Origin of the sequence: Sporosarcina pasadenensis, from assembly GCF_047228845.1 — a bacterium.
Classification (GTDB): Bacteria; Bacillota; Bacilli; order Bacillales_A; family Planococcaceae; genus Sporosarcina.
In genome coordinates, this window is sequence record NZ_JBFEGM010000014.1 from 1 (window position 1) to 21,803 (window position 21,803).

General features: G+C 44.2%; 30 protein-coding genes. 20 read left to right on the plus strand and 10 right to left on the minus strand.

Annotated features, from left to right (window positions below):
- Nucleotides 1-175 precede the first annotated feature (175 nt).
- Nucleotides 176-796: a LysE/ArgO family amino acid transporter gene (locus tag AB1K89_RS15745; protein ID WP_413055657.1), complete on the plus strand. Its 621-nt coding sequence runs from the start codon at nucleotides 176-178 to the stop codon at nucleotides 794-796.
- A 174-nt stretch (nucleotides 797-970) separates the two neighbouring features.
- Here the strand turns inward: AB1K89_RS15745 and AB1K89_RS15750 are convergent, their stop codons facing one another.
- The 4 genes from AB1K89_RS15750 to AB1K89_RS15765 are packed head-to-tail and all read right to left on the minus strand — an operon-like array spanning nucleotide 971 to nucleotide 3,361.
- Complete coding sequence (locus AB1K89_RS15750) at nucleotides 971-1,381, minus strand: DUF3021 domain-containing protein (protein WP_413055658.1); 411 nt, start codon at nucleotides 1,379-1,381, stop codon at nucleotides 971-973.
- Nucleotides 1,378-1,836, minus strand: a complete 459-nt coding sequence (locus tag AB1K89_RS15755; protein WP_413055659.1) for a LytTR family DNA-binding domain-containing protein — start codon at nucleotides 1,834-1,836, stop codon at nucleotides 1,378-1,380. Before AB1K89_RS15755 ends, AB1K89_RS15750 begins: the two co-directional genes overlap by 4 nt.
- Nucleotides 1,814-2,629, minus strand: coding sequence for an ABC transporter permease (locus AB1K89_RS15760; protein WP_413055660.1), 816 nt, complete (start codon nucleotides 2,627-2,629; stop codon nucleotides 1,814-1,816). The genes AB1K89_RS15755 and AB1K89_RS15760 overlap by 23 nt, the downstream gene beginning before the upstream one ends.
- Nucleotides 2,630-2,641: 12 nt before the next feature.
- The gene (locus AB1K89_RS15765; RefSeq protein ID WP_413055661.1) at nucleotides 2,642-3,361 is read right to left on the minus strand and encodes an ABC transporter ATP-binding protein; all 720 of its coding nucleotides are present in this window, start codon (nucleotides 3,359-3,361) and stop codon (nucleotides 2,642-2,644) included.
- A 185-nt stretch (nucleotides 3,362-3,546) separates the two neighbouring features.
- Here AB1K89_RS15765 and AB1K89_RS15770 point away from each other — a divergent pair, with 185 nt between their 5' ends.
- The 12 genes from AB1K89_RS15770 (at nucleotide 3,547) to AB1K89_RS15825 (ending at nucleotide 12,087) form a co-directional block, all read left to right on the plus strand.
- Complete coding sequence (locus tag AB1K89_RS15770; protein WP_413055662.1) at nucleotides 3,547-4,368, plus strand: VanW family protein; 822 nt, start codon at nucleotides 3,547-3,549, stop codon at nucleotides 4,366-4,368.
- Nucleotides 4,365-4,913: an AAA family ATPase gene (locus AB1K89_RS15775; RefSeq protein ID WP_413055663.1), complete on the plus strand. Its 549-nt coding sequence runs from the start codon at nucleotides 4,365-4,367 to the stop codon at nucleotides 4,911-4,913. The genes AB1K89_RS15770 and AB1K89_RS15775 overlap by 4 nt, the downstream gene beginning before the upstream one ends.
- Entirely contained in the window at nucleotides 4,903-5,580 is a 678-nt protein-coding gene (locus AB1K89_RS15780; RefSeq protein ID WP_413055664.1) for a YdeI/OmpD-associated family protein, read from the plus strand. Before AB1K89_RS15775 ends, AB1K89_RS15780 begins: the two co-directional genes overlap by 11 nt.
- An 83-nt stretch (nucleotides 5,581-5,663) precedes the next feature.
- Nucleotides 5,664-6,428 (plus strand): DUF817 domain-containing protein, encoded by a 765-nt coding sequence (locus AB1K89_RS15785; RefSeq protein WP_413055724.1) that lies wholly within the window; start codon nucleotides 5,664-5,666, stop codon nucleotides 6,426-6,428.
- A 46-nt stretch (nucleotides 6,429-6,474) separates the two neighbouring features.
- Nucleotides 6,475-7,092 carry an NUDIX hydrolase gene (locus AB1K89_RS15790; RefSeq protein WP_413055665.1) on the plus strand — a complete coding sequence of 206 codons (618 nt, stop codon included), beginning with the start codon at nucleotides 6,475-6,477 and terminating at the stop codon, nucleotides 7,090-7,092.
- Between the two features lie 384 nt (nucleotides 7,093-7,476).
- On the plus strand, nucleotides 7,477-8,016 hold the full coding sequence (locus AB1K89_RS15795; RefSeq protein WP_413055666.1) for a GNAT family N-acetyltransferase: 540 nt from the start codon (nucleotides 7,477-7,479) through the stop codon (nucleotides 8,014-8,016).
- Nucleotides 8,017-8,020: 4 nt separating this feature from the next.
- Nucleotides 8,021-8,422, plus strand: coding sequence for an NUDIX hydrolase (locus AB1K89_RS15800; RefSeq protein ID WP_413055667.1), 402 nt, complete (start codon nucleotides 8,021-8,023; stop codon nucleotides 8,420-8,422).
- Nucleotides 8,423-8,463: 41 nt separating this feature from the next.
- Nucleotides 8,464-9,162, plus strand: a complete 699-nt coding sequence (locus tag AB1K89_RS15805; protein ID WP_413055668.1) for a nucleotidyltransferase domain-containing protein — start codon at nucleotides 8,464-8,466, stop codon at nucleotides 9,160-9,162.
- A 9-nt stretch (nucleotides 9,163-9,171) separates the two neighbouring features.
- Nucleotides 9,172-9,666, plus strand: coding sequence for an NUDIX hydrolase (locus AB1K89_RS15810; RefSeq protein WP_413055669.1), 495 nt, complete (start codon nucleotides 9,172-9,174; stop codon nucleotides 9,664-9,666).
- 28 nt (nucleotides 9,667-9,694) lie between these two features.
- On the plus strand, nucleotides 9,695-10,150 hold the full coding sequence (locus AB1K89_RS15815; protein ID WP_413055670.1) for a GNAT family N-acetyltransferase: 456 nt from the start codon (nucleotides 9,695-9,697) through the stop codon (nucleotides 10,148-10,150).
- A gap of 18 nt (nucleotides 10,151-10,168) precedes the next feature.
- The gene (locus AB1K89_RS15820; protein ID WP_413055671.1) at nucleotides 10,169-11,134 is read left to right on the plus strand and encodes a S66 family peptidase; all 966 of its coding nucleotides are present in this window, start codon (nucleotides 10,169-10,171) and stop codon (nucleotides 11,132-11,134) included.
- A 95-nt stretch (nucleotides 11,135-11,229) separates the two neighbouring features.
- Nucleotides 11,230-12,087, plus strand: coding sequence for a manganese catalase family protein (locus tag AB1K89_RS15825; RefSeq protein ID WP_413055672.1), 858 nt, complete (start codon nucleotides 11,230-11,232; stop codon nucleotides 12,085-12,087).
- Nucleotides 12,088-12,314: 227 nt separating this feature from the next.
- Here the strand turns inward: AB1K89_RS15825 and AB1K89_RS15830 are convergent, their stop codons facing one another.
- The 5 genes from AB1K89_RS15830 to dacB all read right to left on the minus strand — a co-directional run bounded on the left by AB1K89_RS15830 (nucleotide 12,315) and on the right by dacB (nucleotide 16,488).
- Entirely contained in the window at nucleotides 12,315-12,710 is a 396-nt protein-coding gene (locus tag AB1K89_RS15830) for a VOC family protein (protein ID WP_413055673.1), read from the minus strand.
- A gap of 18 nt (nucleotides 12,711-12,728) precedes the next feature.
- The gene (locus AB1K89_RS15835) at nucleotides 12,729-13,199 is read right to left on the minus strand and encodes a DinB family protein (protein ID WP_413055674.1); all 471 of its coding nucleotides are present in this window, start codon (nucleotides 13,197-13,199) and stop codon (nucleotides 12,729-12,731) included.
- 9 nt (nucleotides 13,200-13,208) lie between these two features.
- Nucleotides 13,209-14,093 carry a hypothetical protein gene (locus AB1K89_RS15840; protein ID WP_413055675.1) on the minus strand — a complete coding sequence of 295 codons (885 nt, stop codon included), beginning with the start codon at nucleotides 14,091-14,093 and terminating at the stop codon, nucleotides 13,209-13,211.
- Between the two features lie 177 nt (nucleotides 14,094-14,270).
- Nucleotides 14,271-14,840 (minus strand): hypothetical protein, encoded by a 570-nt coding sequence (locus AB1K89_RS15845; RefSeq protein WP_413055676.1) that lies wholly within the window; start codon nucleotides 14,838-14,840, stop codon nucleotides 14,271-14,273.
- A gap of 121 nt (nucleotides 14,841-14,961) precedes the next feature.
- Complete coding sequence (dacB, locus tag AB1K89_RS15850; protein ID WP_413055725.1) at nucleotides 14,962-16,488, minus strand: D-alanyl-D-alanine carboxypeptidase/D-alanyl-D-alanine endopeptidase; 1,527 nt, start codon at nucleotides 16,486-16,488, stop codon at nucleotides 14,962-14,964.
- Nucleotides 16,489-16,727: 239 nt separating this feature from the next.
- Between dacB and pxpB the strand changes: the two genes are divergently transcribed.
- Genes pxpB through AB1K89_RS15875 form a run of 5 tightly spaced genes read left to right on the plus strand, consistent with a single transcriptional unit; the run spans nucleotide 16,728 to nucleotide 19,386 of the window.
- Nucleotides 16,728-17,432, plus strand: coding sequence for a 5-oxoprolinase subunit PxpB (gene pxpB, locus AB1K89_RS15855; RefSeq protein ID WP_413055677.1), 705 nt, complete (start codon nucleotides 16,728-16,730; stop codon nucleotides 17,430-17,432).
- Complete coding sequence (locus AB1K89_RS15860; protein ID WP_413055678.1) at nucleotides 17,425-17,928, plus strand: 5-oxoprolinase subunit C family protein; 504 nt, start codon at nucleotides 17,425-17,427, stop codon at nucleotides 17,926-17,928. Before pxpB ends, AB1K89_RS15860 begins: the two co-directional genes overlap by 8 nt.
- The gene (locus tag AB1K89_RS15865) at nucleotides 17,840-18,412 is read left to right on the plus strand and encodes a 5-oxoprolinase subunit C family protein (protein WP_413055679.1); all 573 of its coding nucleotides are present in this window, start codon (nucleotides 17,840-17,842) and stop codon (nucleotides 18,410-18,412) included. The genes AB1K89_RS15860 and AB1K89_RS15865 overlap by 89 nt, the downstream gene beginning before the upstream one ends.
- An 11-nt stretch (nucleotides 18,413-18,423) precedes the next feature.
- On the plus strand, nucleotides 18,424-19,197 hold the full coding sequence (locus tag AB1K89_RS15870; RefSeq protein WP_413055680.1) for a LamB/YcsF family protein: 774 nt from the start codon (nucleotides 18,424-18,426) through the stop codon (nucleotides 19,195-19,197).
- 24 nt (nucleotides 19,198-19,221) lie between these two features.
- Nucleotides 19,222-19,386 carry a DUF4083 family protein gene (locus AB1K89_RS15875; protein WP_413055681.1) on the plus strand — a complete coding sequence of 55 codons (165 nt, stop codon included), beginning with the start codon at nucleotides 19,222-19,224 and terminating at the stop codon, nucleotides 19,384-19,386.
- A gap of 58 nt (nucleotides 19,387-19,444) precedes the next feature.
- On the opposite strand, the gene AB1K89_RS15880 is transcribed toward AB1K89_RS15875, so the two are convergent.
- Nucleotides 19,445-20,164, minus strand: coding sequence for a YebC/PmpR family DNA-binding transcriptional regulator (locus AB1K89_RS15880; RefSeq protein WP_413055682.1), 720 nt, complete (start codon nucleotides 20,162-20,164; stop codon nucleotides 19,445-19,447).
- A gap of 180 nt (nucleotides 20,165-20,344) precedes the next feature.
- On the opposite strand from AB1K89_RS15880, the gene AB1K89_RS15885 reads away from it, so the two are divergent.
- Together AB1K89_RS15885 and AB1K89_RS15890 are read left to right on the plus strand one after the other, a co-directional pair.
- Nucleotides 20,345-21,025: a phosphoribosylaminoimidazolesuccinocarboxamide synthase gene (locus AB1K89_RS15885; RefSeq protein ID WP_413055683.1), complete on the plus strand. Its 681-nt coding sequence runs from the start codon at nucleotides 20,345-20,347 to the stop codon at nucleotides 21,023-21,025.
- Between the two features lie 171 nt (nucleotides 21,026-21,196).
- Nucleotides 21,197-21,754, plus strand: coding sequence for a superoxide dismutase family protein (locus tag AB1K89_RS15890; protein ID WP_413055684.1), 558 nt, complete (start codon nucleotides 21,197-21,199; stop codon nucleotides 21,752-21,754).
- Nucleotides 21,755-21,803: the final 49 nt, after the last annotated feature.

Below are 21,803 nucleotides of genomic sequence, written 5' to 3' on the forward strand. Positions count from 1 at the left end.
CGTTGTTGTATTAAGGGTCAATACCCGTTTTTCAACGTAAGGTGTTTTTATTTGTCTCAATTTCTTATGTCAGTGCCGCTCGGGGATGGTTTTTTTTAGTTATCGATCTGTGGATGTTGCAATTATCAGAAGAAAGCCTTTCAATAGATAGAAAGAGAGAAAAGGGGGAGAGAGGATGGTCGAGGCGGTTCTTCATGGCGTCATCCTTGCAATTGGACTTATTTTGCCGTTAGGCGCTCAAAATGTGTTTGTGTTCAATCAGGGGGCACTACAGCCGAGGTTTGTTAGGGCACTTCCCGTCGTCATCACTGCTGGGATTTGCGATACAATTTTAATTGTAGCGGCGGTATCAGGTGTATCTTTGCTCATCTTGACATTCCACTGGTTGGAAACGACCATGTTTGCCGTCGGTATCCTGTTTTTGCTGTATATCGGAATTTCTCTTTGGCGGAGCGCTCCTTCGTCAATGGAGGCTGAAGTGGAACGGTTTTCTCCAAAAAGGCAGATCTTGTTTGCAGCATCCGTCTCTTTATTGAACCCCCATGCAATCATCGATACGATCGGCGTCATCGGGTCAAATGCCTTGAGTTATTCCGGGGAGGCTCGGTTCGCATTCACGTTAACGACGATCATTATTTCATGGTGTTGGTTTGTAGGACTTGCTCTTGCGGGAAGGGTGCTTGGCAAACTGGACACGAGCGGGAAGTTCATTGGCATGTTGAATAAAATCTCCGCCGTCGTCGTCTGGGCTGTCGCCATCTATATGGCTATCCGATTACTCGGCAAGTTTATTTGATGCTGTTTTTTTGACGGTGCCTGTGCATGATACATTTATGACAATTCTTCAAGGTGTATAATTATACAAGTTTCAAGCTGGCGAAAGTTGATTTTTTTGACTTAAGATATTACTTTATGCAATTGTAGTGCATAATCTGAATAGTGTCTTGCACAGGCACCTTACGAAGTAGGATCACAACCCCCTCAGCTCCTCATTCAACTTCGCCGCTTGTTTTCTGAAGTACATGTAGAACGCAAGCCAAATTATTGCATAGAACACGATAAATATGCCGAGCATGCCGATAAATCCTTCCACTGTGAATGGAATCCATCCGATGACGAAGGCGACGATGAAATATAGCACTGTCACGCTTAAGAAATGCATTGTTGTTTGCACGGGTAATGTCAATTTTTCATTTTCAAAGATTAATGGTGTGACTGCAAAGAACCAGCCGCAAAAGACAGTACCGAGCGCGTTTTTAGAAAGAAGCGCTGCATCCAGCATATCTTTATCTCCAAAATAGCTCACTGCTACGATTGTAACGATGGCCAAGAATGATCCGAAGAAGATGCCCAATATGCTTCTCGTCAGAAAAGTCTTCATCCGTTTTTCCTCCTGTTCAGTTTCAGCGCTTCCTTGATGCCGCTTACGTATGTCCGCGACACATACTCTTTCGCTCCCGACTTAAAATGGACGACTAACGTGCCGTTGAAAGAGGCTTCAAAACGGCTCAGTTCATGGAGATTGGCGATAACCGACTTAGATAGCCTGATAAATTTCGCCGAATGGAGCATTTCCTCAAGCTCGTAAAGCTTCTCTTTCAATGAAAAGGAGCCCGCGGCAGTGACGGCCACGACGCCTTCTTTTTCTGTATGGAAATAATGAATCTCGTCGGGTTTCAAAATATGCTGCATTTCACCATCTCGACCGACGAGAAACTCCGTCTTCTTCCCTTTCAAGAAATCAAGGATTTCCTTTATCGAATCATCTACTTCATCGCAATGAATCGTAACTTTCGTCTCCTCATAAATTTCATCAATGTCCAGCGTTACTTTCATTCCGTACATCTCCTCCTCGGTTCCTATTAGTAGGATACCATTTGAAGGAAGATTTTCGGAGTTTATTTCCAAAATGCAGAACTATTAGAGAGATTGTTGTAACGATCAGTATAAATCCGATGGAAATGAACGTCGCCCCGGTCCATTCCAGCTGTCCGTTCCAAACGGCGATGAATAATTGATTCATATGATAGAGCGGATTAAGGTCAGCAATAACTTGCACAAATTTCGGCATCATACTGATAGGCATCGTGAAGCCGCCCGTGAACATCACGACTTGAAAGATGACAATCGAGAAGACCAATGCTGCATTCATGCTTGTGAATAAAGAATAGATTGCTGATGAGATGATGAGCAATGCTGCATTCAATAACATGAACATCCCGAATGCCAATACAAAATTGAGGGGTTGGAATGTAAGATCATAAGCGATCATGCCGATGAAGAAAACTAGGAAGTATCCGAGACTCGTAATGATGATTGACTTCAAAATGCTCGACAGCAGCAATGTCCGTTTTGGAACAGGCGATAAATTGATGCGCTTTTCAACGCCAGTCGTCCGGTTCATCACCTCATCGAATCCGAATGCGAAAAAGACGACACCAAATGTGATGAGCAAGATGAACGAAGGGGTGTACGTTTCGGCATAATTAAGATTGCCTGCATACGTCACGTCTCCGAAGAGTTGCCCCATAAACAAATACGTGATCGGCGGAACGATGATCGTGAACACCATATAAAAAATCTCCCTCGTAAACATGAGCAAGTCGTACTTCAATTGAGTCGCCAACATATTAATTCCCCCTTATATCGTTACCTTTGAAAGATAGAATTCGTTGATTGATTTATATCCTGTGGACAAGATCGCTTCTGTCGAATCAAATACTTCATTGACACCATCATTTAAGAGCATTACTTTGTCGCAATATAATTCGACTTCGTCCATATTGTGAGTTGTTAAAATGACCGTGCTGCCTGTGCGTTTGTTGTAGTCGGTAATATACGTCCAAAGCGTATTGCGCATATGTGGGTCAAGACCGGTCGTCGGCTCATCCAAAATGAGCAATTTCGGTTCGGATAAAAAAGCGATAGCCAAACTGACAATCTGCTTCCAGCCGCCCGATAGCTTATCGAAGTACTTTTTCCGATGCGGCTCCAGTTTGAAATCCGTAATGATTTGTTCTATGTCTACGGCAGAGTTGTAATATGCTTTGAACAGTTTCAGCAACTCGATCACTTTTAGCGTTTTGTAAAACTGCGTTGGCTGCAGAACGGCTGAAATGTTCTTTCGTATCGTTTCAAGCTGGCTGTTGGATAAGGAATGCAGTTCCGTATTTAATACGGCGACATTTCCACTGTCATACGGTTTCAGTGTCATTAATATTTCTAAAAACGTTGATTTGCCGGCCCCGTTTTTGCCGATGACTCCGATGACTTCTCCAGCATTAGCTGTAAAATCAATTCCCCGTAAAACTTTGTTCTCCCCATACGCCTTTTGCAAATTGCTAACGCGCACAATTTCCATTCGCAATCCCTCCGTCGTTCTTCTTTGTACACTTACTATATACAGATAATCCAAATCGGTATGCAGCTTTTCGGTGACCGGTCGTTTTTTCACAGTCACTTACAAGAAAGTGCGTGTCAGTTGCATCCGGTAAAAAGGAGATTTCAGAAGTATTGTTGAAGTTAGTAAGGAAGAGAGGTGGCACTATGGCTTCACTACAACCGATTAAACGAAGCAAGCTCAGGATATTCGCAGGGAAGAAAGTATATAGATTGAAACGTTATAGTGAATGGCTGTTTGACGGAAAAAAGTATGCGCGCAAAAGACTGGATGAAAAGCTTCCCTACATGATCAAAAAGCATCGGACTCCTTTACTGAGGCAATTGAAAGATGTTGACATGCAACTGCAACGAAATAAAATCATTAATTTGCAACTCGCCGCTAAACGACTGCATAAAGTCGTCATCGAACCAGGCGAAACGTTTTCATACTGGCGCCTGATCGGTAATACTACTAAGCGGAAAGGGTATGTCGACGGCATGATTCTCCATTATGGAAAAGTAACTGTTGGGACAGGCGGGGGGCTATGCCAGCTGTCGAACCTCATCTATTGGATTACGTTGCATACGCCGCTGACTGTGACGGAGCGCTATCGCCACAGTTACGACGTCTTTCCCGATGCGAACCGAAGTCAGCCGTTCGGCAGCGGGGCGACATGTGCTTACAACTATTTGGATTTGCAAATAAAGAACGAAACGCAAATGCCATTTCAACTAATTGTCTATTTGACGGATACGCATCTCAACGGGGAATGGCGTTCTACTCTACCTACAACCCGGACATATGAGATTTACGAGAAAGAACATCATTTCACAAGGGAATTATGGGGCGGCTACGTCCGTCATAATTCGATTTTTCGGAAAGTATACGACGCAGACGGGAACCAGATCGACGATGAATTCGTCACAGAGAATCATGCGATAACAATGTATGAGCCATTTCTTTCATACGAAGGGGATGCGAAATGATTATCATGATCAATGGGGCGTTCGGTGCCGGAAAGACATCAGTTGCCAATGAACTGTTGCACAGAATGGATGGGGCGATGCTGTTTGATCCGGAAGAGGTCGGGTTCATGCTAAGGCATATCATACCTGACGAACTGAAATTGGAAGGCGAGAAAACGGGGGATTTTCAAGACTTAGAAATGTGGAAGCCGTTGACGGTCGAGGTGGCAAGGCAGCTTCGTGAGACTTATAGCAAAGATTTGATTGTACCGATGACGATATATAATAAGGATTATTTCGATGAGATTTATAATGGGTTTTTGAAAATTGATCCAGAATCATATCATTTCTGTTTGACTGCGAAAAAGGAAACAATCCATCAAAGGTTAATTGAACGAGGTGAAGAGGAAGGCAATTGGTGCTTCGCGCAGACGGATAAATGTCTCGCCGGCTTTGAAGACGCTTGCTTTGAACAATTCATACCGACTGACGGTGTTGGAATTGAAGAGATTGCGGATTTCATTTGCAAAGAGATTGGACAAGGAGAGAATAGAATTGAACTCTGAAAAAACGATTGTCGAGAAATTAGGCCTGCAAAAATATGAAAGAATCGCGATCTTGAATAAACCGGAAGACGTCGATGAATTTGATACGTTGACATACGATGCTGATCTTCAAAAAGAAAGCTACCAATGTGTATTCAGCTTTATTTTCACATTGGATGAATTTGTAGAACGAGCTAACGTATTGATTGAAAAACAGATGATTGAAAACAACGGATATGCCTTCTTGGCTTACCCGAAAAAGGGGAATAAAAAATATGAACAGTATATCGAAAGAGATGTGTTTTTTGAAAAGCTGGCAATTGACGAAGACGGCTATTTAAGCGGCAGTGATCTGAAGTTTTCGCGTATGGTCAGTTTGAATGAAGTGTTTACCGTTGTCGGGTTAAAAGCTGTAAAGAAAAAGGCCGAAAAAAAAGGTACAACTCCGGCTAGCCAATTCGTCGACGATTACATCGTTCATTTAGAGGACATTAAATCACACCTATCATCAAACGAAGCGATACTGGATATCTACAATTCGCTCACATACGGTTATCAGAAGGATTGGGCGCGTTATGTCTATAGCGCCAAAAGGAAAGAGACACAGGAAAAGAGACTTGTTGAAATGGAAATGATCCTGGCTGAAGGCTATAAATCGAAAGATCTCTATCGGCAGAAGAAAAAATGACAGTAGACAAAGTGGGAAGCCGAAAAGTCGATTATTGTCGGGACAGTACACTCATTCAAAAGAAGCCTATGGGAGCTCGCATCATAAGAGGAGCAGAACAGCTCGTCCGTTTTGGTTGGGAACAGGCTCTATCCTGTTTGTTCCCTGTCGTTATCTTTGCCTCTTTAGCGCTGACAAAAATCATATCTCTTCCATTCCTGCCACGGTATGACTGGCTACTAATCATTTGTGTCCTTATGCAGTGGTGGATGTTGCGTTCGGGGCTGGAAACACGGGACGAACTCAAGGTGATTACGTTATTTCACCTTATTGGATTGACACTTGAAATTTTTAAAGTGAATATGGGTTCGTGGTCTTATCCGGAGGATGGGTATTTCAAAGTTTTTGGAGTGCCTTTATATAGCGGGTTCATGTATGCAAGCGTAGCGAGTTACCTATGCCAAGCGTGGAGGAGGCTAGATGTCGACCTCATTAAATGGCCGCCGTTTTGGATAGTAGTACCTCTAGCAGCTGCAATCTATTTGAACTTCTTCACCCACCATTTCTGGATTGACGTTCGTTGGTGGTTATCTGCACTTGTCATTGTTGTCTTTTGGAAATCGTGGGTTAGCTATAAAGTGAATGGAACTCAGTACCGGATGCCGATTGCACTTTCATTTGTCCTCATCGGATTTTTTATATGGGTAGCTGAAAATATCGCAACGTTCTTCGGCGCATGGCAATATCCAAACCAAGCCGATGCATGGAGTCTCGTCCACCTTGGAAAAGTAAGCTCATGGCTTTTATTAGTAATTGTCAGCTTTATGATCGTAGCGACGTTGAAGCAGGTTAAAGGGAAAAACCTATAAGTTGCAGTGCAATGCTGTGGAAATTTTAAGTTAAGGTGGGGGTCAAATGAGTACGATATGGTTGGATTGGGCAAAGAGAATTCAGGCATTGTCTCAGTCAGGGTTAGCTTTTTCAAAAGATATTTACGACATCGAGCGCTATGAGGAATTACGTAAAATTAGTGTAGAAATTATGTCGGAGCATACCAATCTTGAAATGAATAAAATTGAAGCCTTGTTTACGAATGAAACAGGCTATCAAACTCCAAAAGTTGATGTTCGTGGTGTTGTTTTTACAAATGGCCAAATATTATTGGTGAAAGAAAATATCGATGATAAATGGGCTTTACCAGGCGGGTTTTGTGATATTGGATTGTCTCCTTCAGAAAATATTGTGAAGGAGATTAAAGAGGAATCTGGTTATGATGTAATTCCGGTGAAATTAATTGCCGTATTGGATAAAAACAAGCATCCTCATCCTCCAGATCCATACCATTACTATAAGATTTTCATTTTGTGCGAGATTATAGGTGGGGAGCCTGCTATAGGACCGGAAACGGATCAAGTTGAGTTCTTTTCGGAACACAAATTACCACCTCTTTCTACGAATCGAAATACCGAATCGCAGATTAAAACAATGTTTGAATTCTTGAGGAACCCTGAAAGGGAAGCGGTATTTGATTGATTTCATTCCACTATCAGTAGAATCCCTTTTTCAACCAATAGTTGATAGGCGACTCGGAAGCAATATGCTACGCTGAAGGTAACAGTGCGCGCTGAAACTTATTGGGGAGGTAGTTTGGATGTTGGATGCTCCGGAAACAGTAGCAGAATTAGCGCCGTTTGTGGATAAAGGGACATTAAGCAAATGGATTCAAGGTCTGTTGGTAAAGTGATGGGAAAAGAGGCAGCACCAAGATTGTTTTGGTGCTGCTTTTTTATGATGAAAAGAGGATATATATTTCATTTTGTAGAATAGAATAATAGCCGCTTCATGATGTTCCTCGTCAACCAGTTAGAGTTTTTTAGAAATGGAGTATATGTCTTTAAAGACTTGGGGGAAATATAGATGATTAAGCATAGTGAGCGGGTGGCGTTCCGTGAATTGATTTATGAGGATAAGTTTCTGCTGGCCAAATGGTTATCCGATCCGGAGGTTCTTCAGTTCTATGAAGGAAGGGATCGACCGCTCGATTTGAGGCAAGTGGAAGAGGACTTTTACGGGGAAGTGGATGATGAAACACGATGCCTCATTTTGTATGATGAGGAGCCGATTGGGTATGTGCAGTTCTATCCGGTCGGAGAAGAGGAAAGACGTGTTTATGGTTATTCGGATTCATTGGAAATCCTTTACGGAATGGATCAGTTTATCGGGGAACCTAAGTATTGGAATAAAGGAATCGGGACACAGCTCATAGAAATGCTTGTTGCGCATTTATTGACTGAAAAGGATGCAGACCGCATCGTCATGGATCCTCAAACGTGGAATGAGCGGGCGATCCGCTGCTATGAGAAATGTGGGTTCAAAAAGGTGAAGCTCTTGCCGAAGCATGAATGGCATGAAGGCGAGTACCGGGATTGCTGGTTGATTGAATATGCTAGGAAGTGAAGTTGTGCTTCCGAGAGATCGTGGGTCTGCCGTTATTATTAAAGAGGACAAGGTCGCGGTCATTAAGAGAAATCGTGATGATGAGGAGTATTACATTTTTCCGGGCGGTGGAATTGAAGATGGTGAAAGCCCTGAACAAGCCACAATCCGGGAAGCACTCGAAGAGTTAGGTGTTCATATTGAGGTAATAGACTATCTTGGAACTGTTGAATTCAATGGAAAACAACACTATTTCTTGGCGAAGATTGTCGGCGGGATATTCGGGTCAGGTAAAGGCGAGGAATATGAAGAGAGCCGTAAACGTGGACAATATGAGCCGATGTGGATACCGATTGCAAAGCTAGACTCGCTAGATGTCTGCCCAATGGAAATTGTGAAAAATATATATGGAAGAATGGAAATCTGAAAAGTGGTTGGAGGAACCCAGGAATGAAGAGGATGAAAAGAATGAAACCATTATTTGCAGCCAAACGATTTGTTGATGAATACTACCCTCATTGCCAAGCTGCAGTTTTGGCGGGAAGTGTCGTCAGAGGAGAAGATACACCAACATCAGATTTGGATATCGTAATTTTTAATAGCCAAATTGAAGAAGCCTATCGTGAATCCCGTATCGAATACGGCTGGCCGATTGAAGTATTTGTACATTCTTTAACCTCCTATAAAACCTATTTTCGAAGTGATGCGGAACGGGCACGTCCTAGCTTGCCGCGAATGGTGGCGGAAGGAATTGTATTAAAGGATTCTGGCATTTTATCAAACGTCAAAAACGAAGCTGCGGAACTGTTGCATGAAGGGCCGGCCCTTTGGTCGGAGCAGACTGTGACAATCAAGCGATATATGCTAACAGATGCGCTCGGGGATCTGATAGGCACGCAAAACGAGGCGGAGGCGCTTTTCATTGCCAACACACTCGCTGAAGCGATTCATGAATTTGTACTTCGGACGAATGGGAGATGGATTGGCGCATCCAAATGGATAGTTCGAGCACTGAAAGAATACGATGAGGATTTTGCCGACCGTTTTGTGGAAGTATTTGACGCATTTTACAAGACGGGTAATCGGGAAGGGATAATCAGGTTAACCGATGATGTATTAGCGCCATTTGGCGGAAGGCTATTCGAAGGGTATTCTGTAGGGAAATGAGGGGGAGCAATGCCGGTTATGTATGTTGATTGGGGTCCGCGGGGAGGCACTAATTTAAAGCTCACGTGGATGCAAAATTTTATGCCGGACCGAGAGTTAATCACAAGCGTCCATGCTTTTTGTTTTCATGAAGGGCAGCTGCTGATGGTTAACTTGAACGAACGGGGTTGGGATTTTCCGGGAGGTCATATAGAAGCGGGCGAATCGCCAGAAGCGTGTGTCTGTCGCGAAGTGATGGAGGAAGCCTATGTAGCGGGCGATTGCACGCTTCTCGGTGCAATTGAGATAAACCATGAAGACAATCCATTATGGAATCCATCCAGCCCCTATCCGAAAGTGGGCTATCAAGTGTTTTATCGAATGGATATTAAAGAATTCCTCCCATTTGATGCGGGTTTTGAATCATCGGAGCGGAAGCTGATCCGGCCGGTAGAAGTGGACAGCTATTATAAAGGCTGGCACGATTTATATCAGGCGATTATGGATGCGGCGATGAAAATTTAAGGATTATCTATTGAATAGGGTGACATGAATGAAGATAAGAAGATTGCAACTTGATGAAATGCCGCCATATGATTTGCTCCTACTAGCTGATCCATCACGAGAACTTGTAGAAACCTACATATCAGAAGGCGAATGTTATGTCGCGGAAGAGAACGATAACATACTTGGAGTCTTTGTAATCGTTCCGTTAACCAAAGAGACAATGGAGATTAAAAACATCGCGGTTTGCGAAGACAAGCATGGCCAGGGGATTGGCAAGAAATTGCTGCAAGAGGCAATTGGTGTTGCGAAAAGCAACGGCTATGACAATGTTGAAATCGGAACGGGGAATTCGAGTATTGGTCAGCTTGCGCTCTATCAGAAATGCGGATTTAGCATTTCGGGCGTGATCAAAGACTTCTTCATTCATCATTACGATGAGGTCATCATGGAGAATGGTATTCAATGCAAGGATATGATCCGCCTCCGGTTGGAAATTCAGTAAATGAAAGAAGGCATGATGATGCGAATACCAGAGAAGTTGAAGCGGGGAGACGAGATACGGATCATTGCTCCGAGTCGCAGTGCAAGCATCCTATCTGAAGAAGGCGTTCAAATTGCAGTGGAACAGTTGGAGAGCTTAGGTTTCATCGTTTCGTTCGGCAAACATGTTTTTGACAAAGACCTTCAAAACTCCACTTCCATTCAACAAAGGGTGGAAGATCTGCACGAGGCATTCCGAGATGAAAATGTAAAAGGGATTTTGACGGTCATTGGCGGTTTCAATTCAAATGAACTTCTTCCTTACATCGATTACGAATTAATTAAAGAGAATCCGAAAATCTTCTGCGGATACAGTGATATTACCGCGATCGGAACAGCGATATCGACGCAAAGTGAGTTGGTTACGTACTCAGGGCCTCATTTCTCAAGTTTTCAAATGAAGAAAGCGCAGGAATACCAAACACATTTCTTTGCGCAATGTCTCATGCAGAATGAACCGTTTGAGTTGAAGCCTTCGGAACAATGGAGCGACGATGCTTGGTATATGGATCAGGAAAACCGGGTTTTTGAGGAGACCGTGTGGAAAACGTATAATGGCGGAATCGCAAGCGGCGATTTATGGGGTGGGAATTTATGCACGCTGAATTTGCTTCAAGGGACTAAGTATATGCCGATCATTGAAAATGCCATCCTGTTTGTTGAGGATGATGATATGACAATACCCGAAACATTCGCGAGGGATTTAACGTCTTTATTGCAAAACGCGGATTCAATAAAGGCCCTTGTGATCGGCAGATTTCAACGTGCTTCAAAAATAACGGAGAAGCAATTGCTGTTCATTCTCGATAAGCATCCAATGTTAAAGGAGATTCCTGTTTTATATGACGTGGATTTCGGCCACACACAGCCGATGTTTACATTCCCAATCGGCGGAGAGGTACAGGTGGATGCTTCGAAAGGGTTATTGAAACTAACCAGGTTTTAAATTGCTTAACCTGCCGCTCTTCCCTTGTATATGAATAAGTTTACTTATGAAGGGCAGTCTAATCCTTAGAAAAAAGTTGAAAGGATTGGATGTTTTTGTACTACTACAAGGAAGAGCTCATTAATATAATTACTCCTGATAAACCAGACCCTGAAGCCGCAAGAGTTATGCAAGAAATATTAGGCGGTCATTTTGGCGAAATGAGAACGATGATGCAGTATTTTTTCCAGAGTTCCAATTTTAGAGGGAAAGAGACACAATATCGAGATTTGCTCCGTGGTGTTTTCTTGGAAGAAATCGCACACGTGGAACTTGTTCAAAATACAATAAATCAGCTATTAAATGACTCTGGCCATTCTGCGGCTCCAGGGAACGCCGGTGTGGATCAGGCTCCGCTCAACGACGCGATTCGACATGCAAATCCTCATCATTATATTATCGGAGCTCAGTCTTCTCTGCCAGTTGACGCTTCCGGTAACCCTTGGAATGGCTCTTGGGTCTATTCTCATGGAAATCTTATCTCTGATTTGCTCGACAATTTGGTACTTGAATCAACAGGTGTCCTCCAAAAAACTCGTATTTACGAAATGAGTTCGAATAAAACTTTCCGTGAAACGCTCGCTTTTCTTATTGTTCGTGATAATGCGCATCAAAATGCTTTTGCAAAAGCTTTGGAGACATTAGGCGTTGATTGGGGTAAGATACTCCCAATTCCTAACTATGATATAAATAAGTACCCTGAATGCAGAAAATATGTAGAGATGGGTTACCATAATGCACAGTTTAACTTTAGATTAGACCCTACTCGCATAGCCGAAATTCTTCAAGGAGAATCTCCAAGTAGAAATGAAGGCTCGTTTAATGTTATTGACCCTCCTAAAGGGTTTCCAGTACCGATGATGCCTGAAATGCCAAATGAACATAGTCCTGGAATCCAAGATTTGAACCGCTAATTTTCAGCCCCTATGCACACGACTAGGGGCTTTTTGTATTTTATTGTCACAAATTCGTCGGGAGACAAACAGCAACTTTCTGATTACGCTAAAACTTGTACAACAGACATTGGCTTCGGTACAAGTAAGAGGTGTATTGAAAGCGAATGCAGAAGTGAAATCAGCTATACTAGAACTATGAAAAACGCCTCCCGGTGATGATATACACCGGGAGGCATCTTAATCGATTATTGTGTTTTCCCTAAAATGACCCGGATCCTTTCATTTCTCTCATCCTCGCTTTTATACTCAAAGAATCCAAGCCGATTCCCCCAAGGGTCAGAAAAAGTTCCCCAGTTGACAGGAACCTCTTCCCTTGAATGAAGGACAATGTTTTCCACCCCTAATTCTTCTTTAACCCGCTTGCGCTCCTCTTCGATGTCAACCACCCCTAAGCGAATCGGACCGGAATTTTGGGAAGGGGAGCCTTCTGCAACTTGCAGCCAGCAACCCGGAAGTAGCTCCCACTCGGCAAACCCTTCATGCGGTATAAAATCAGGTTCTCTTTTGAGTAAAGTCGTATACCAATGTTGCCCTTTTTCAAACCCCGATACGCGAACTTGCATTGTCATTTCATATATCATCTGATCACCTTTTCATTGTCATTCAAACAACGCAACTTTAGGGTCTTTCCCCACACAATGCACAAGCATGGCATGCAGCTGTCCTCGGTGGTGATAGAGGTGGGAAGAGATTTCTAACAGCCACTCAAACCGTGTATAGGAAACGCCCCAGTAAGAAGTTGTCGTTTGTATTAGCTCCTTCTCTGCATAACCGAGATAACGGTTTTCCAGCAAAGTATAATTTGCAAGCAGGGCTTCTTTCATTTCCGATATGGTTTGAAGGGTGTTTAGGGAGTAATAGATGCTCATCTGTTCCTGGGATGCCTCATCTGAAATAAGTAGGTCCGCCTGGCAAATCAGGGACATATGAGCCAGCAACTGCCCGACGGAATACTTGTTTTCCGTTGGCTTTACATCTAAATCGTTTAGGTCCAATTTGTCCATCATATTAATGATAGAGTGTACCGCTATCGAAATTTGATTCAAAGTTGCCTTCACATATGCATTCATTTCAACACCTCAATCAAATGCTCTTAATACCCTCAAGTTATCAAGCGTCAGCACGCCGCTCCATTCCTGCTTTGCGGTTTCCCAAATATCTTCGAAACGCCCCCACGACCATGTCGGTTTCCAGCTGCCGTCTTCCGCTTGGGTGGAAGCGAGATGCTGGATGTTAGCAGGAATGATTTCCTTAAAGTCTTCATACAGAAAAAACATCGGGGAAGATACGACTTGAAGGGGAAGTAGGCAATAGTCATGCCATTTTTCCGGATCAGTCGTCACGCTGTGGTGGGCAATCTCCTGCACTCTAGCAACAATCTTCTCTGCTTCTTCAGCGGGCAATTCTTTCATTAATTTCACCAAGCATTGCAATTCATGAAAGTCGTTCGTCGCCTCTTCGTTAATATACGCAACCGCGTGGGCTGTCAGCTTTTCTAGAAATTCCTCAGGAACAAGACCTTTGTAATGGAGGAGCAATCCAGTCATTTCAGCGCTTGGATTCCCCCATGGCCAATCGCCTCCGTAATTCCACCAGATAGCGCGCGGTGCAGTCTCCACTTCCTCCGGGACGATTTCCCATCCCATCTTCTCTTCGTCAAATGTATCGATTGCATATTGAATCGCTTTTTGCACCATCGGCTCCGACTCGTCCGCCCCAATGCGAATCAAATGCTGAAGCCCAATTGTCGTCGCTAACGCCGAAGAGGCTTCACAACGGAAATCAGGCTCCAATCCATTTCCGAAACCGCCATCTTCATTTTGATAAACCTTCAATACCTCCAAAACTTGTTCACGGCTGCCATCTTCAAATTCAAATTCGAATAGCGCTTTTTCCAACGGGCGTGCTTTTGATTTGAGAAAATCCGTAGCTTGAAGATATTGTTCAGTCGATAACTTCTCCACATGAACCCCCACTTTCGAGAATGATTGATAATGGATGTATTCGCTTTTTAATAGGGGGAATCCTTTTCGAAACAGCGAATATTTCAGGGGAGGACATACCGTTGAATTGACTATCGAGAGTTTTACTCCTTATCAACCTTTGAGGTCTAGGTATGCATAGAATAATTTCTTAGTTGACTACTTCTTCGAATACTCGTAGAGGTAAAAGCCTGAATACTGTATATAAAAACCATCCCTTATCAAGTCATAGTTCTCCGGTTCAATAGCAAATCCAAATGCTGAATTAGGACCTCGGCCACTTTGTCCTACACCAATTTCAACACCATCGTTGTTATATAGATAAAAATCGTTATGGGACATGCTAGAAGTGAAAGTTCCGTCTTCATTAAAAATGCCATTGTACATAAAAGATCCATTGTTATAATCTAAATTGTACGTCGTGTCAAAAGAGAAAAATATATCAATCTCCCTATTCCAAATCTGAACAAGTACAATATTTGTGTTGTATTTCTCTGCGAGGACAGTGTCATAACTTTTTTCTGCGTTAGTGTTAAAAGGTATCCACTCAGGCTTTATATATAATTCTACCATCTCATTATCATTTATCTGGTTAAGTGCATAACCATTTCTATCCGATACATTTTTCAAAATCCCCTTGTTTGAATATGTCTCGTTATAAAATAAAAGTCCTACTAGAAGTAAATATCCAAGAAAAATTACTCCTAAAAATACTTTTTTCTTTCCCATGCTTCAACTCCTCGTTTCATAATTAAGTGTCATGATTAACTTCCAATTTAGACTTTGTTGAACTCGACAGAATCAAAAAAGGGCATTCCCGGAAATATGGGGAATGCCTATTTGTGATGTTTTAGTTGCTGACATGTTCCGCAAGTGCTTTCGCAATCGCATCTTCAATCGGCGCAACAGGTCCGGTTACATAATTATTAATCATGATGGAGAAGATCAGTTCCGTACCATCTTTCGCAGTGACGTAACCGGAAAGGGTGGAGACGCCTGTGATCGAGCCGGTTTTCGCCTTCACGTTGCCGGCCGTCAATCCATCACCCATCCGGTTCCGAAGCGTGCCGCCGATCATCCGTTCAGGGATGCCTGCAATCGGTAAGGAAGCTTCAAATGCAGAGAACCAGCTTTTCCCTTGAATGCCATACAACAGTTTCGATAATTCATCTGCAGAAACGAGGTTCTTATGCGACATTCCTGAGCCGTCGCGAAGAACGATCGTGTCCGTGTTGACGCCGAATTGCTTCAGCTTCTCCTTCATAACAGACAGTCCAGCATCCCAACTACCTTCGCCTCGCTGCACTTTCCCCATTTCCTTCACTAAAGTTTCAGCGTGTCCGTTATTGCTCAACTTCATGAATGGAATGAAAAGCTCTTTTAGCGGCATCGATTTTTTCGAAGTGAGAACAGTTGCCCCGCTTGGCGTAATACCAGTCTTCATTCCACCGTTCCCAACAAGTTGGATGCCTTGTTCTTCGAGTGATTTCTTAAAGACATCAAGGGTTAACCCTGTTGGCTCCCAAACAGCTGACCATGATTGAGATCTCGTGCCTTCTACAGGGATTTTGCCTTCAATGATAATCCTGTTCGATCCATGCTCACGCGCGATGGAAATGCTTTTCGCTTCGCCTTTCGCCACTGTCGTCGCGCGGTTGACGATCTCTACATAATCCGTCTCCGGAGTAAGTGTCACTTTCGGGAGATCCCCGGCTTTATTGCCAGCATTCACTTCGACGATGACAGTTCCCGCGTCATAGTCTTCGTTCGGAGAAAGCGTCAGGGCAGAAACTTGTGCTCCGACATAATTATGTTCATCCGACCAGTTCAAATCCTGTGAATAGCGGTCATCATCATACCAACTGTCGTCCGCGATCAAGTTGCCGTTGACTTTGTCGATCCCTTTCGCCTTCAAGTCCTTAGCGAACTGGTCTAAATCCTTTTTCATCAATGTCGGGTCGCCTTTACCTTTCAGATATAGATTCCCGTTAAGCATTTTCCCTTTCACTTGCCCGTCTGTCAGCACTTCTGTAGAGAACCGATAGTCAGGCCCCAATATGTCCATTGCCGTTGATCCTGTTAGCAATTTCATATTGGAAGCAGGGCGTAGACGGATGTCGCCATAATGGGAAAAGATTGCTTCACCTGTATTGGCTTTCCGTACGCTCACCCCGGTAATCCCTCCGTGGAGCTTCGGGTCTTTCAAGATTGCTTGTATTTTTTGCTCTAAAGTTGTCGAATCAATGGATGCTACGGGAGTTGTATCCCCGGATGCGGCGACAGATGAATACGTTCCTTCATGTGTTACCGGAAATAAGGCAATCATAGCAATTACCATTGCTAAGAAAGCCCTTTTGAGAAGACATTGCTGTTTCATTAAAATGCTCACATCCTTTCATCCTTTGTATTTGATTGTACTTCAACTTATTTGAAGTGGGTAGATGAAAATACAGAAAATTAGAAATTGAAGAGTTTTACCTAAGTTGGTAAGTAGTCGTTATTCATTATATGTTTGGAGGTACATAGCCCATACATTAGAGAGTAGAAAACAAGTTGCGGAAAATAGTCGTTCAGGTAGAATTATGTATATTCATAAGATAAGGAAGTGTCGGCAAGATGCGGTACACGTTGTCACCATTGGGCGATCAAGCCGTTGTCATTGAAGTTGGCAATGAAATATGTGCAGCATTCGAGTGGAAAGTGAAGGCCATTGTTTCCCGGATCGAAGCAGAATCGCCGCCTTGGATGATTGAATATATCCCTGCTTATACGACGGTTACGCTAATTTATTCGATTCAGACCTTCATGAAAGAAGAAAGTCCGTACGAAGCGGTTTGTGACAAAATTCGCGAGATGCTCGTCGATGTGAAGCAAACGGGGGCTGTTCAACAAAAGGTCGTGAAGATCCCTGTTTTGTATGGTGGCAAATATGGACCGGATTTAGATTTTGTTGCGAAGCATAACGGTTTGACAGCGGATGAAGTGATCGATATTCATACATCGGGCGATTACACGGTCCATATGATAGGCTTCGCACCGGGCTTCCCGTTCATCGGCGGCATGTCCGAAAAGATCAGTGCTCCAAGACGGAACACACCGCGGTTGAAAATTCCTGCCCGTTCGGTCGGGATTGCGGGAGTCCAGACAGGGGTTTATCCAATCGAAACACCGGGGGGCTGGCAACTCATCGGCCAGACGCCGCTTGAGCTGTTTCTCCCGGATGAAAATCCTCCTAGCTTATTGGCAGCGGGGGATAAAATTAGATTCTACAAGATTACGAGCGATGTGTATGAAGACTTGAGAGGTGGCGCGGATGATTGAGGTTAGTAAGCCGGGTCTTCAAGATACGGTCCAAGATTTAGGGAGGTACGGTTACCAGAAATTCGGCGTCGTGGCGGGCGGCGTCATGGACCCGTTCTCTCATCGGATTGCAAATCTACTTGTCGGCAATGAGGAGTCAGCTGCTTCGCTCGAAATGACACTAGTCGGTCCCCGGCTTTTATTTAGGGAAGACGCATTGGTCGCGATATGTGGCGGAGATTTAGCACCGACGATTGCGAACATGCCTGTACCGATGTGGAAACCGGTGTTCATTCGAAAGGGCAGTGAATTAAAATTCGGAGCTGCCAAAGCAGGAAGCAGGGCATATTTGGCGGTCGCTGGCGGATTTGACGTATCGGAAGTGCTTGGAAGTCGATCAACGTATGTGAAGGACGAGGCTTGGCGGGTTGGAAGGAAGGGCGCTCAGGAAGGGGGATGTCCTTCAAGTTACATCCGGGGATTCGATGACTATAAAAGAAATAATTGCTTCCGGTAAGCCGTTCCATGCTGCGGATTGGCAAATTGCACCCAAGCTGCTACCCAGTTTATCTAACCATTATGAAATCAAGGTTATACGCGGCAGACAATATGAGCTGTTTGACGAAGAGAGCCGACATAGGTTTTGGAATGAACCTTTCACCGTCAGTTCGCAGTCCGATCGGATGGGTTACCGGATAAGTGGATCCGCGCTACAGCTGAAGGAGCCGGTAGAGATGATTTCGGAAGCCGTTACATATGGAACCATCCAAGTGCCGCCAGATGGGAATCCGATCGTTTTGGCAGCGGATCGGCAGACGACGGGCGGCTATCCGAAGATTGGACAGATGTCTTCGATTGATTTTACAAAGCTTGCGCAGGCGAAGGCGGGGGACCTGCTTTCATTCAAGGAAGTGACAATTGAGCAATCACAGCGTCTTTTTGTGGAGCAGGAGATGAATTTGAATGCGTTACGTGCAGCAATAAGGTTTAAATTCAGATAGGGGTGTGCGGAATGGCTTTTGTAGTCGACTTGAATTGTGATATGGGCGAGAGCTTCGGCGCGTATGTAATGGGGAATGATGAAGCGATATTGGAGACAATCACTTCTGCGAATATTGCTTGCGGCTTTCATGCGGGGGATCCGACGACGATGCGGAAAACGGTGCAGCTGGCGCTCGAGAATAAAGTAGGCATCGGTGCGCATCCGGGTTTGCAGGATCTGGCAGGATTCGGGCGTCGAGAAATGGCGATTTCTGTTGAACAAGCTTTCGATCTTGTCGTATATCAAATCGGTGCACTGTCCGCATTTGTAAAGGCTGAAGGAGGGCAGATGCAGCATGTAAAGCCTCATGGAGCGCTTTATAATATGGCTGCGGTGAATCGGGAATTGTCCGAGGCTGTTGCAAAGGCTGTGTATAAAGTGGATCCGGAATTGATTCTCTTTGGGCTTGCGGGCAGCGAACTTGTGAGGGCAGGGGAGCGAATCGGGTTGAAGACGGCTCATGAAGTTTTTGCGGACCGTACTTATCAAGCTGACGGAACATTGACGTCGAGACGGGAAGCAAATGCATTGATTACCGATCATGAAGCTGCCATCGGCCAAATTGTCAGGATGGTGAAGGAAGGCAAAGTGACCGCGACGGATGGAGCAGATGTCGCGATAAAAGCGGATACGATCTGCATTCATGGGGATGGGAAGACAGCATTGGAGTTTGCAAGGGTGATACCTGGGGCTTTGGCGAAAGCGGGAATAGACGTTAAAGAGATTGGAGAATTTCTTCTGTAGAGAGTTGTATTGAAGAGGAGCTGTATGATTTTGGAATTACTGTTATATATTTTGTTAATCGCTTTTATTGCCCTAATTGCAAGTTCCTTACTGGGCAATCAAAAGAAATATATCCAAAGCAATAGGAGAATAGAAAAGAAATTAGAGAAGATAATAGAACTTCTTGGAAAAGAACAAAACAATAAGTAAGAAACAAATAGAACCACCTAGTAACCGTGAAAACCGATTGCTTGGTGGTTCTGTTTATTTATTCTCCTAAATCAACATTATGATAAACTTGCTGAACGTCTTCCAAGTCGTCCAATGCGTCGATCATTTTCTCGAATTGTGCTTGAGAATCAGCGTCCAATTCTACATCGTTTTGTGCTAACATCGTCAGTTCAGCTACTGTAAATTCAGTTATGCCGGCACCTTTCAATGCTTCCTGCACAGCGTGGAACTGGTCCGGTTCTGCATAGACAATGACCGTGTCTTCTTCTTCTAAAATATCGCGGACTTCAATGTCTTCTTCCATGAGAAGTTCGAGCACTTCATCTGCAGACATTCCTTCTAAACCGAAAACAGCAGTCGCATCGAACATGTACGCAACGGAGCCGCTGACGCCCATATTACCGCCATTTTTTCCGAATGCTGCACGTACTTCGGAAGCGGTACGGTTGACGTTGTTCGTTAGCGCGTCGACGATGACCATTGATCCGTTCGGACCGAAGCCTTCGTAGCGGAGCTCGTCATAGTTTTCTTCGGCGCCGCCTTTTGCCTTTTCAATTGCGCGGTCAATGATTGCTTTTGGCACATTGTATGTTTTCGCGCGCTCAATGACCATTTTGAGATTTTGGTTCAACTCGGGATCAGGCTCACCCTGTTTTGCTGCTACATATAATTCACGCCCGAACTTTGCGTAAATACGGCTCGTATTCGCATCCTTCGAAGCTTTTTTCTCTTTTATGTTATTCCATTTCCGACCCATCTTCATTCACTCGCTTTCGCTCTGTGCATAGATTTCATCGAGCTATTATACACCCGTTGCATGAATGCTGACAAGAGAAAAATCCTGAAAATGGAATGTGGAGATTTCTCTTTTTATACCGATGAAAGTGCATTATACTAATTGTGGCACTACATTTTCGAATGGAAGGGAAACGTGGTCATGGAACTTTTATATAAGGGCAAGACGAAAGACGTTTATAAATTGGAAGATGGAAATGTGTTACTGAAATTCAAAGATGACGTGACCGGGGAAGACGGCGTGTTTGATCCGGGCGCGAATACAGTAGGATTGACGATTGAAGGTGCGGGGCAATCGGGCTTGCGTATGACGAAGTTCTTTTTTGAGAAATTGGACGATAAAGGGATTCCGACGCATTATGTCGATGCGGATATCGATGCAGCGACGATGACTGTGAAGCCGGCTACCGTATTCGGGAAAGGACTTGAAGTCATTTGCCGTTACCGTGCTGTCGGTAGCTTCTTGCGCCGTTACGGGGCGTATTGCGAAGAGGGACAACCATTGGACGCATTCGTCGAAGTGACGATCAAAGATGACGACCGCAATGACCCGCCGATTACAAAAGACGCACTCGCTCAGCTCGGTATTTTGACGAATGAGGAATATGACGTCCTTGAGCCGATGACGAAGGAGATTTCAGCCGTTGTGAAGGAAGAGCTTGCGGAGAAGGGGCTTGAGCTATACGACATCAAGCTCGAGTTCGGACGTGACGAAGAAGGGAATGTCATGTTGATCGACGAAATTTCCGGAGGCAATATGCGAGTTTATAAGGATGGAGTATATATTGCTCCGCTTGATCTTGAGAAATTAATGTTAGCGTAATGTATAAGCCCGCTGTTCATTCCAAAAAAAATTGGAGTGAGCAGCGTTTTTTATTGCATACATCTCCCGCGTCCAAAACCTCAGTCGACAAATTGACGGGAAAAGTTTCCACACATAATTCCCGTTTAAGTGGACAAACTTGGCGAGAGTAAAAGTTGAGGAGGAATCATAGTGAAGCACAAACTGGTAGCCGTTATGCTTATTAGCGTCATTCTCGTTGTGGCTGGATGTGGGAAAGCGAATAAAAAAGTGCCTGTCAGCGGGGAAAAGATGGAGGCGATTATCTCTCCTATATTGAACACGGAAGGAAAGAAAATCGGTGAAGTGACATTGGTTCAGGAGCCGGAAGGTGTTCTCATCAATGTGCAGGCAGAGAACTTGCCGCCTGGATCGCATGGAATTCATTTCCATGAAACCGGCGTATGTACTCCGCCGGATTTTACTTCCTCTGGTGCGCATTTCAATCCGACCGGGAAGGAACATGGCTTTGACAATCCGAAAGGCTTTCATCTAGGTGATTTGCCGAATATTGAAGTCGACGAAGACGGCAAAGTATCCATGAGGTTGACGAATTCAGAAATCACGTTGAAAAAAGGCCTGGAAAATTCGATCCTCGATAAGGACGGAAGCGCAATCGTCATTCACGAAAAGGCGGATGACTATAAGACGGACCCAGCAGGGGATTCTGGTGCGCGGATTGCCTGCGCCGCCATAACAGGAAAAAAATAAGCCAAACCGGTCCATGCAATGAGTGCGTGGACCGGTTTTTGTGTTCGTC

What these genes read in the sequence shown, in the direction of transcription:
- AB1K89_RS15745 (WP_413055657.1), top strand. Translation starts at nt 176, where the DNA reads ATGGTCGAGGCGGTTCTTCATGGCGTCATCCTTGCAATTGGACTTATT.
- AB1K89_RS15750 (WP_413055658.1), bottom strand. Translation starts at nt 1,381, where the DNA reads ATGAAGACTTTTCTGACGAGAAGCATATTGGGCATCTTCTTCGGATCA.
- AB1K89_RS15755 (WP_413055659.1), bottom strand. Translation starts at nt 1,836, where the DNA reads ATGAAAGTAACGCTGGACATTGATGAAATTTATGAGGAGACGAAAGTT.
- AB1K89_RS15760 (WP_413055660.1), bottom strand. Translation starts at nt 2,629, where the DNA reads ATGTTGGCGACTCAATTGAAGTACGACTTGCTCATGTTTACGAGGGAG.
- AB1K89_RS15765 (WP_413055661.1), bottom strand. Translation starts at nt 3,361, where the DNA reads ATGGAAATTGTGCGCGTTAGCAATTTGCAAAAGGCGTATGGGGAGAAC.
- AB1K89_RS15770 (WP_413055662.1), top strand. Translation starts at nt 3,547, where the DNA reads ATGGCTTCACTACAACCGATTAAACGAAGCAAGCTCAGGATATTCGCA.
- AB1K89_RS15775 (WP_413055663.1), top strand. Translation starts at nt 4,365, where the DNA reads ATGATTATCATGATCAATGGGGCGTTCGGTGCCGGAAAGACATCAGTT.
- AB1K89_RS15790 (WP_413055665.1), top strand. Translation starts at nt 6,475, where the DNA reads ATGAGTACGATATGGTTGGATTGGGCAAAGAGAATTCAGGCATTGTCT.
- AB1K89_RS15795 (WP_413055666.1), top strand. Translation starts at nt 7,477, where the DNA reads ATGATTAAGCATAGTGAGCGGGTGGCGTTCCGTGAATTGATTTATGAG.
- AB1K89_RS15805 (WP_413055668.1), top strand. Translation starts at nt 8,464, where the DNA reads ATGAAACCATTATTTGCAGCCAAACGATTTGTTGATGAATACTACCCT.
- AB1K89_RS15810 (WP_413055669.1), top strand. Translation starts at nt 9,172, where the DNA reads ATGCCGGTTATGTATGTTGATTGGGGTCCGCGGGGAGGCACTAATTTA.
- AB1K89_RS15815 (WP_413055670.1), top strand. Translation starts at nt 9,695, where the DNA reads ATGAAGATAAGAAGATTGCAACTTGATGAAATGCCGCCATATGATTTG.
- AB1K89_RS15820 (WP_413055671.1), top strand. Translation starts at nt 10,169, where the DNA reads ATGCGAATACCAGAGAAGTTGAAGCGGGGAGACGAGATACGGATCATT.
- AB1K89_RS15830 (WP_413055673.1), bottom strand. Translation starts at nt 12,710, where the DNA reads ATGATATATGAAATGACAATGCAAGTTCGCGTATCGGGGTTTGAAAAA.
- AB1K89_RS15835 (WP_413055674.1), bottom strand. Translation starts at nt 13,199, where the DNA reads ATGAATGCATATGTGAAGGCAACTTTGAATCAAATTTCGATAGCGGTA.
- AB1K89_RS15845 (WP_413055676.1), bottom strand. Translation starts at nt 14,840, where the DNA reads ATGGGAAAGAAAAAAGTATTTTTAGGAGTAATTTTTCTTGGATATTTA.
- dacB (WP_413055725.1), bottom strand. Translation starts at nt 16,488, where the DNA reads ATGAAACAGCAATGTCTTCTCAAAAGGGCTTTCTTAGCAATGGTAATT.
- pxpB (WP_413055677.1), top strand. Translation starts at nt 16,728, where the DNA reads ATGCGGTACACGTTGTCACCATTGGGCGATCAAGCCGTTGTCATTGAA.
- AB1K89_RS15860 (WP_413055678.1), top strand. Translation starts at nt 17,425, where the DNA reads ATGATTGAGGTTAGTAAGCCGGGTCTTCAAGATACGGTCCAAGATTTA.
- AB1K89_RS15870 (WP_413055680.1), top strand. Translation starts at nt 18,424, where the DNA reads ATGGCTTTTGTAGTCGACTTGAATTGTGATATGGGCGAGAGCTTCGGC.
- AB1K89_RS15875 (WP_413055681.1), top strand. Translation starts at nt 19,222, where the DNA reads ATGATTTTGGAATTACTGTTATATATTTTGTTAATCGCTTTTATTGCC.
- AB1K89_RS15880 (WP_413055682.1), bottom strand. Translation starts at nt 20,164, where the DNA reads ATGGGTCGGAAATGGAATAACATAAAAGAGAAAAAAGCTTCGAAGGAT.
- AB1K89_RS15885 (WP_413055683.1), top strand. Translation starts at nt 20,345, where the DNA reads ATGGAACTTTTATATAAGGGCAAGACGAAAGACGTTTATAAATTGGAA.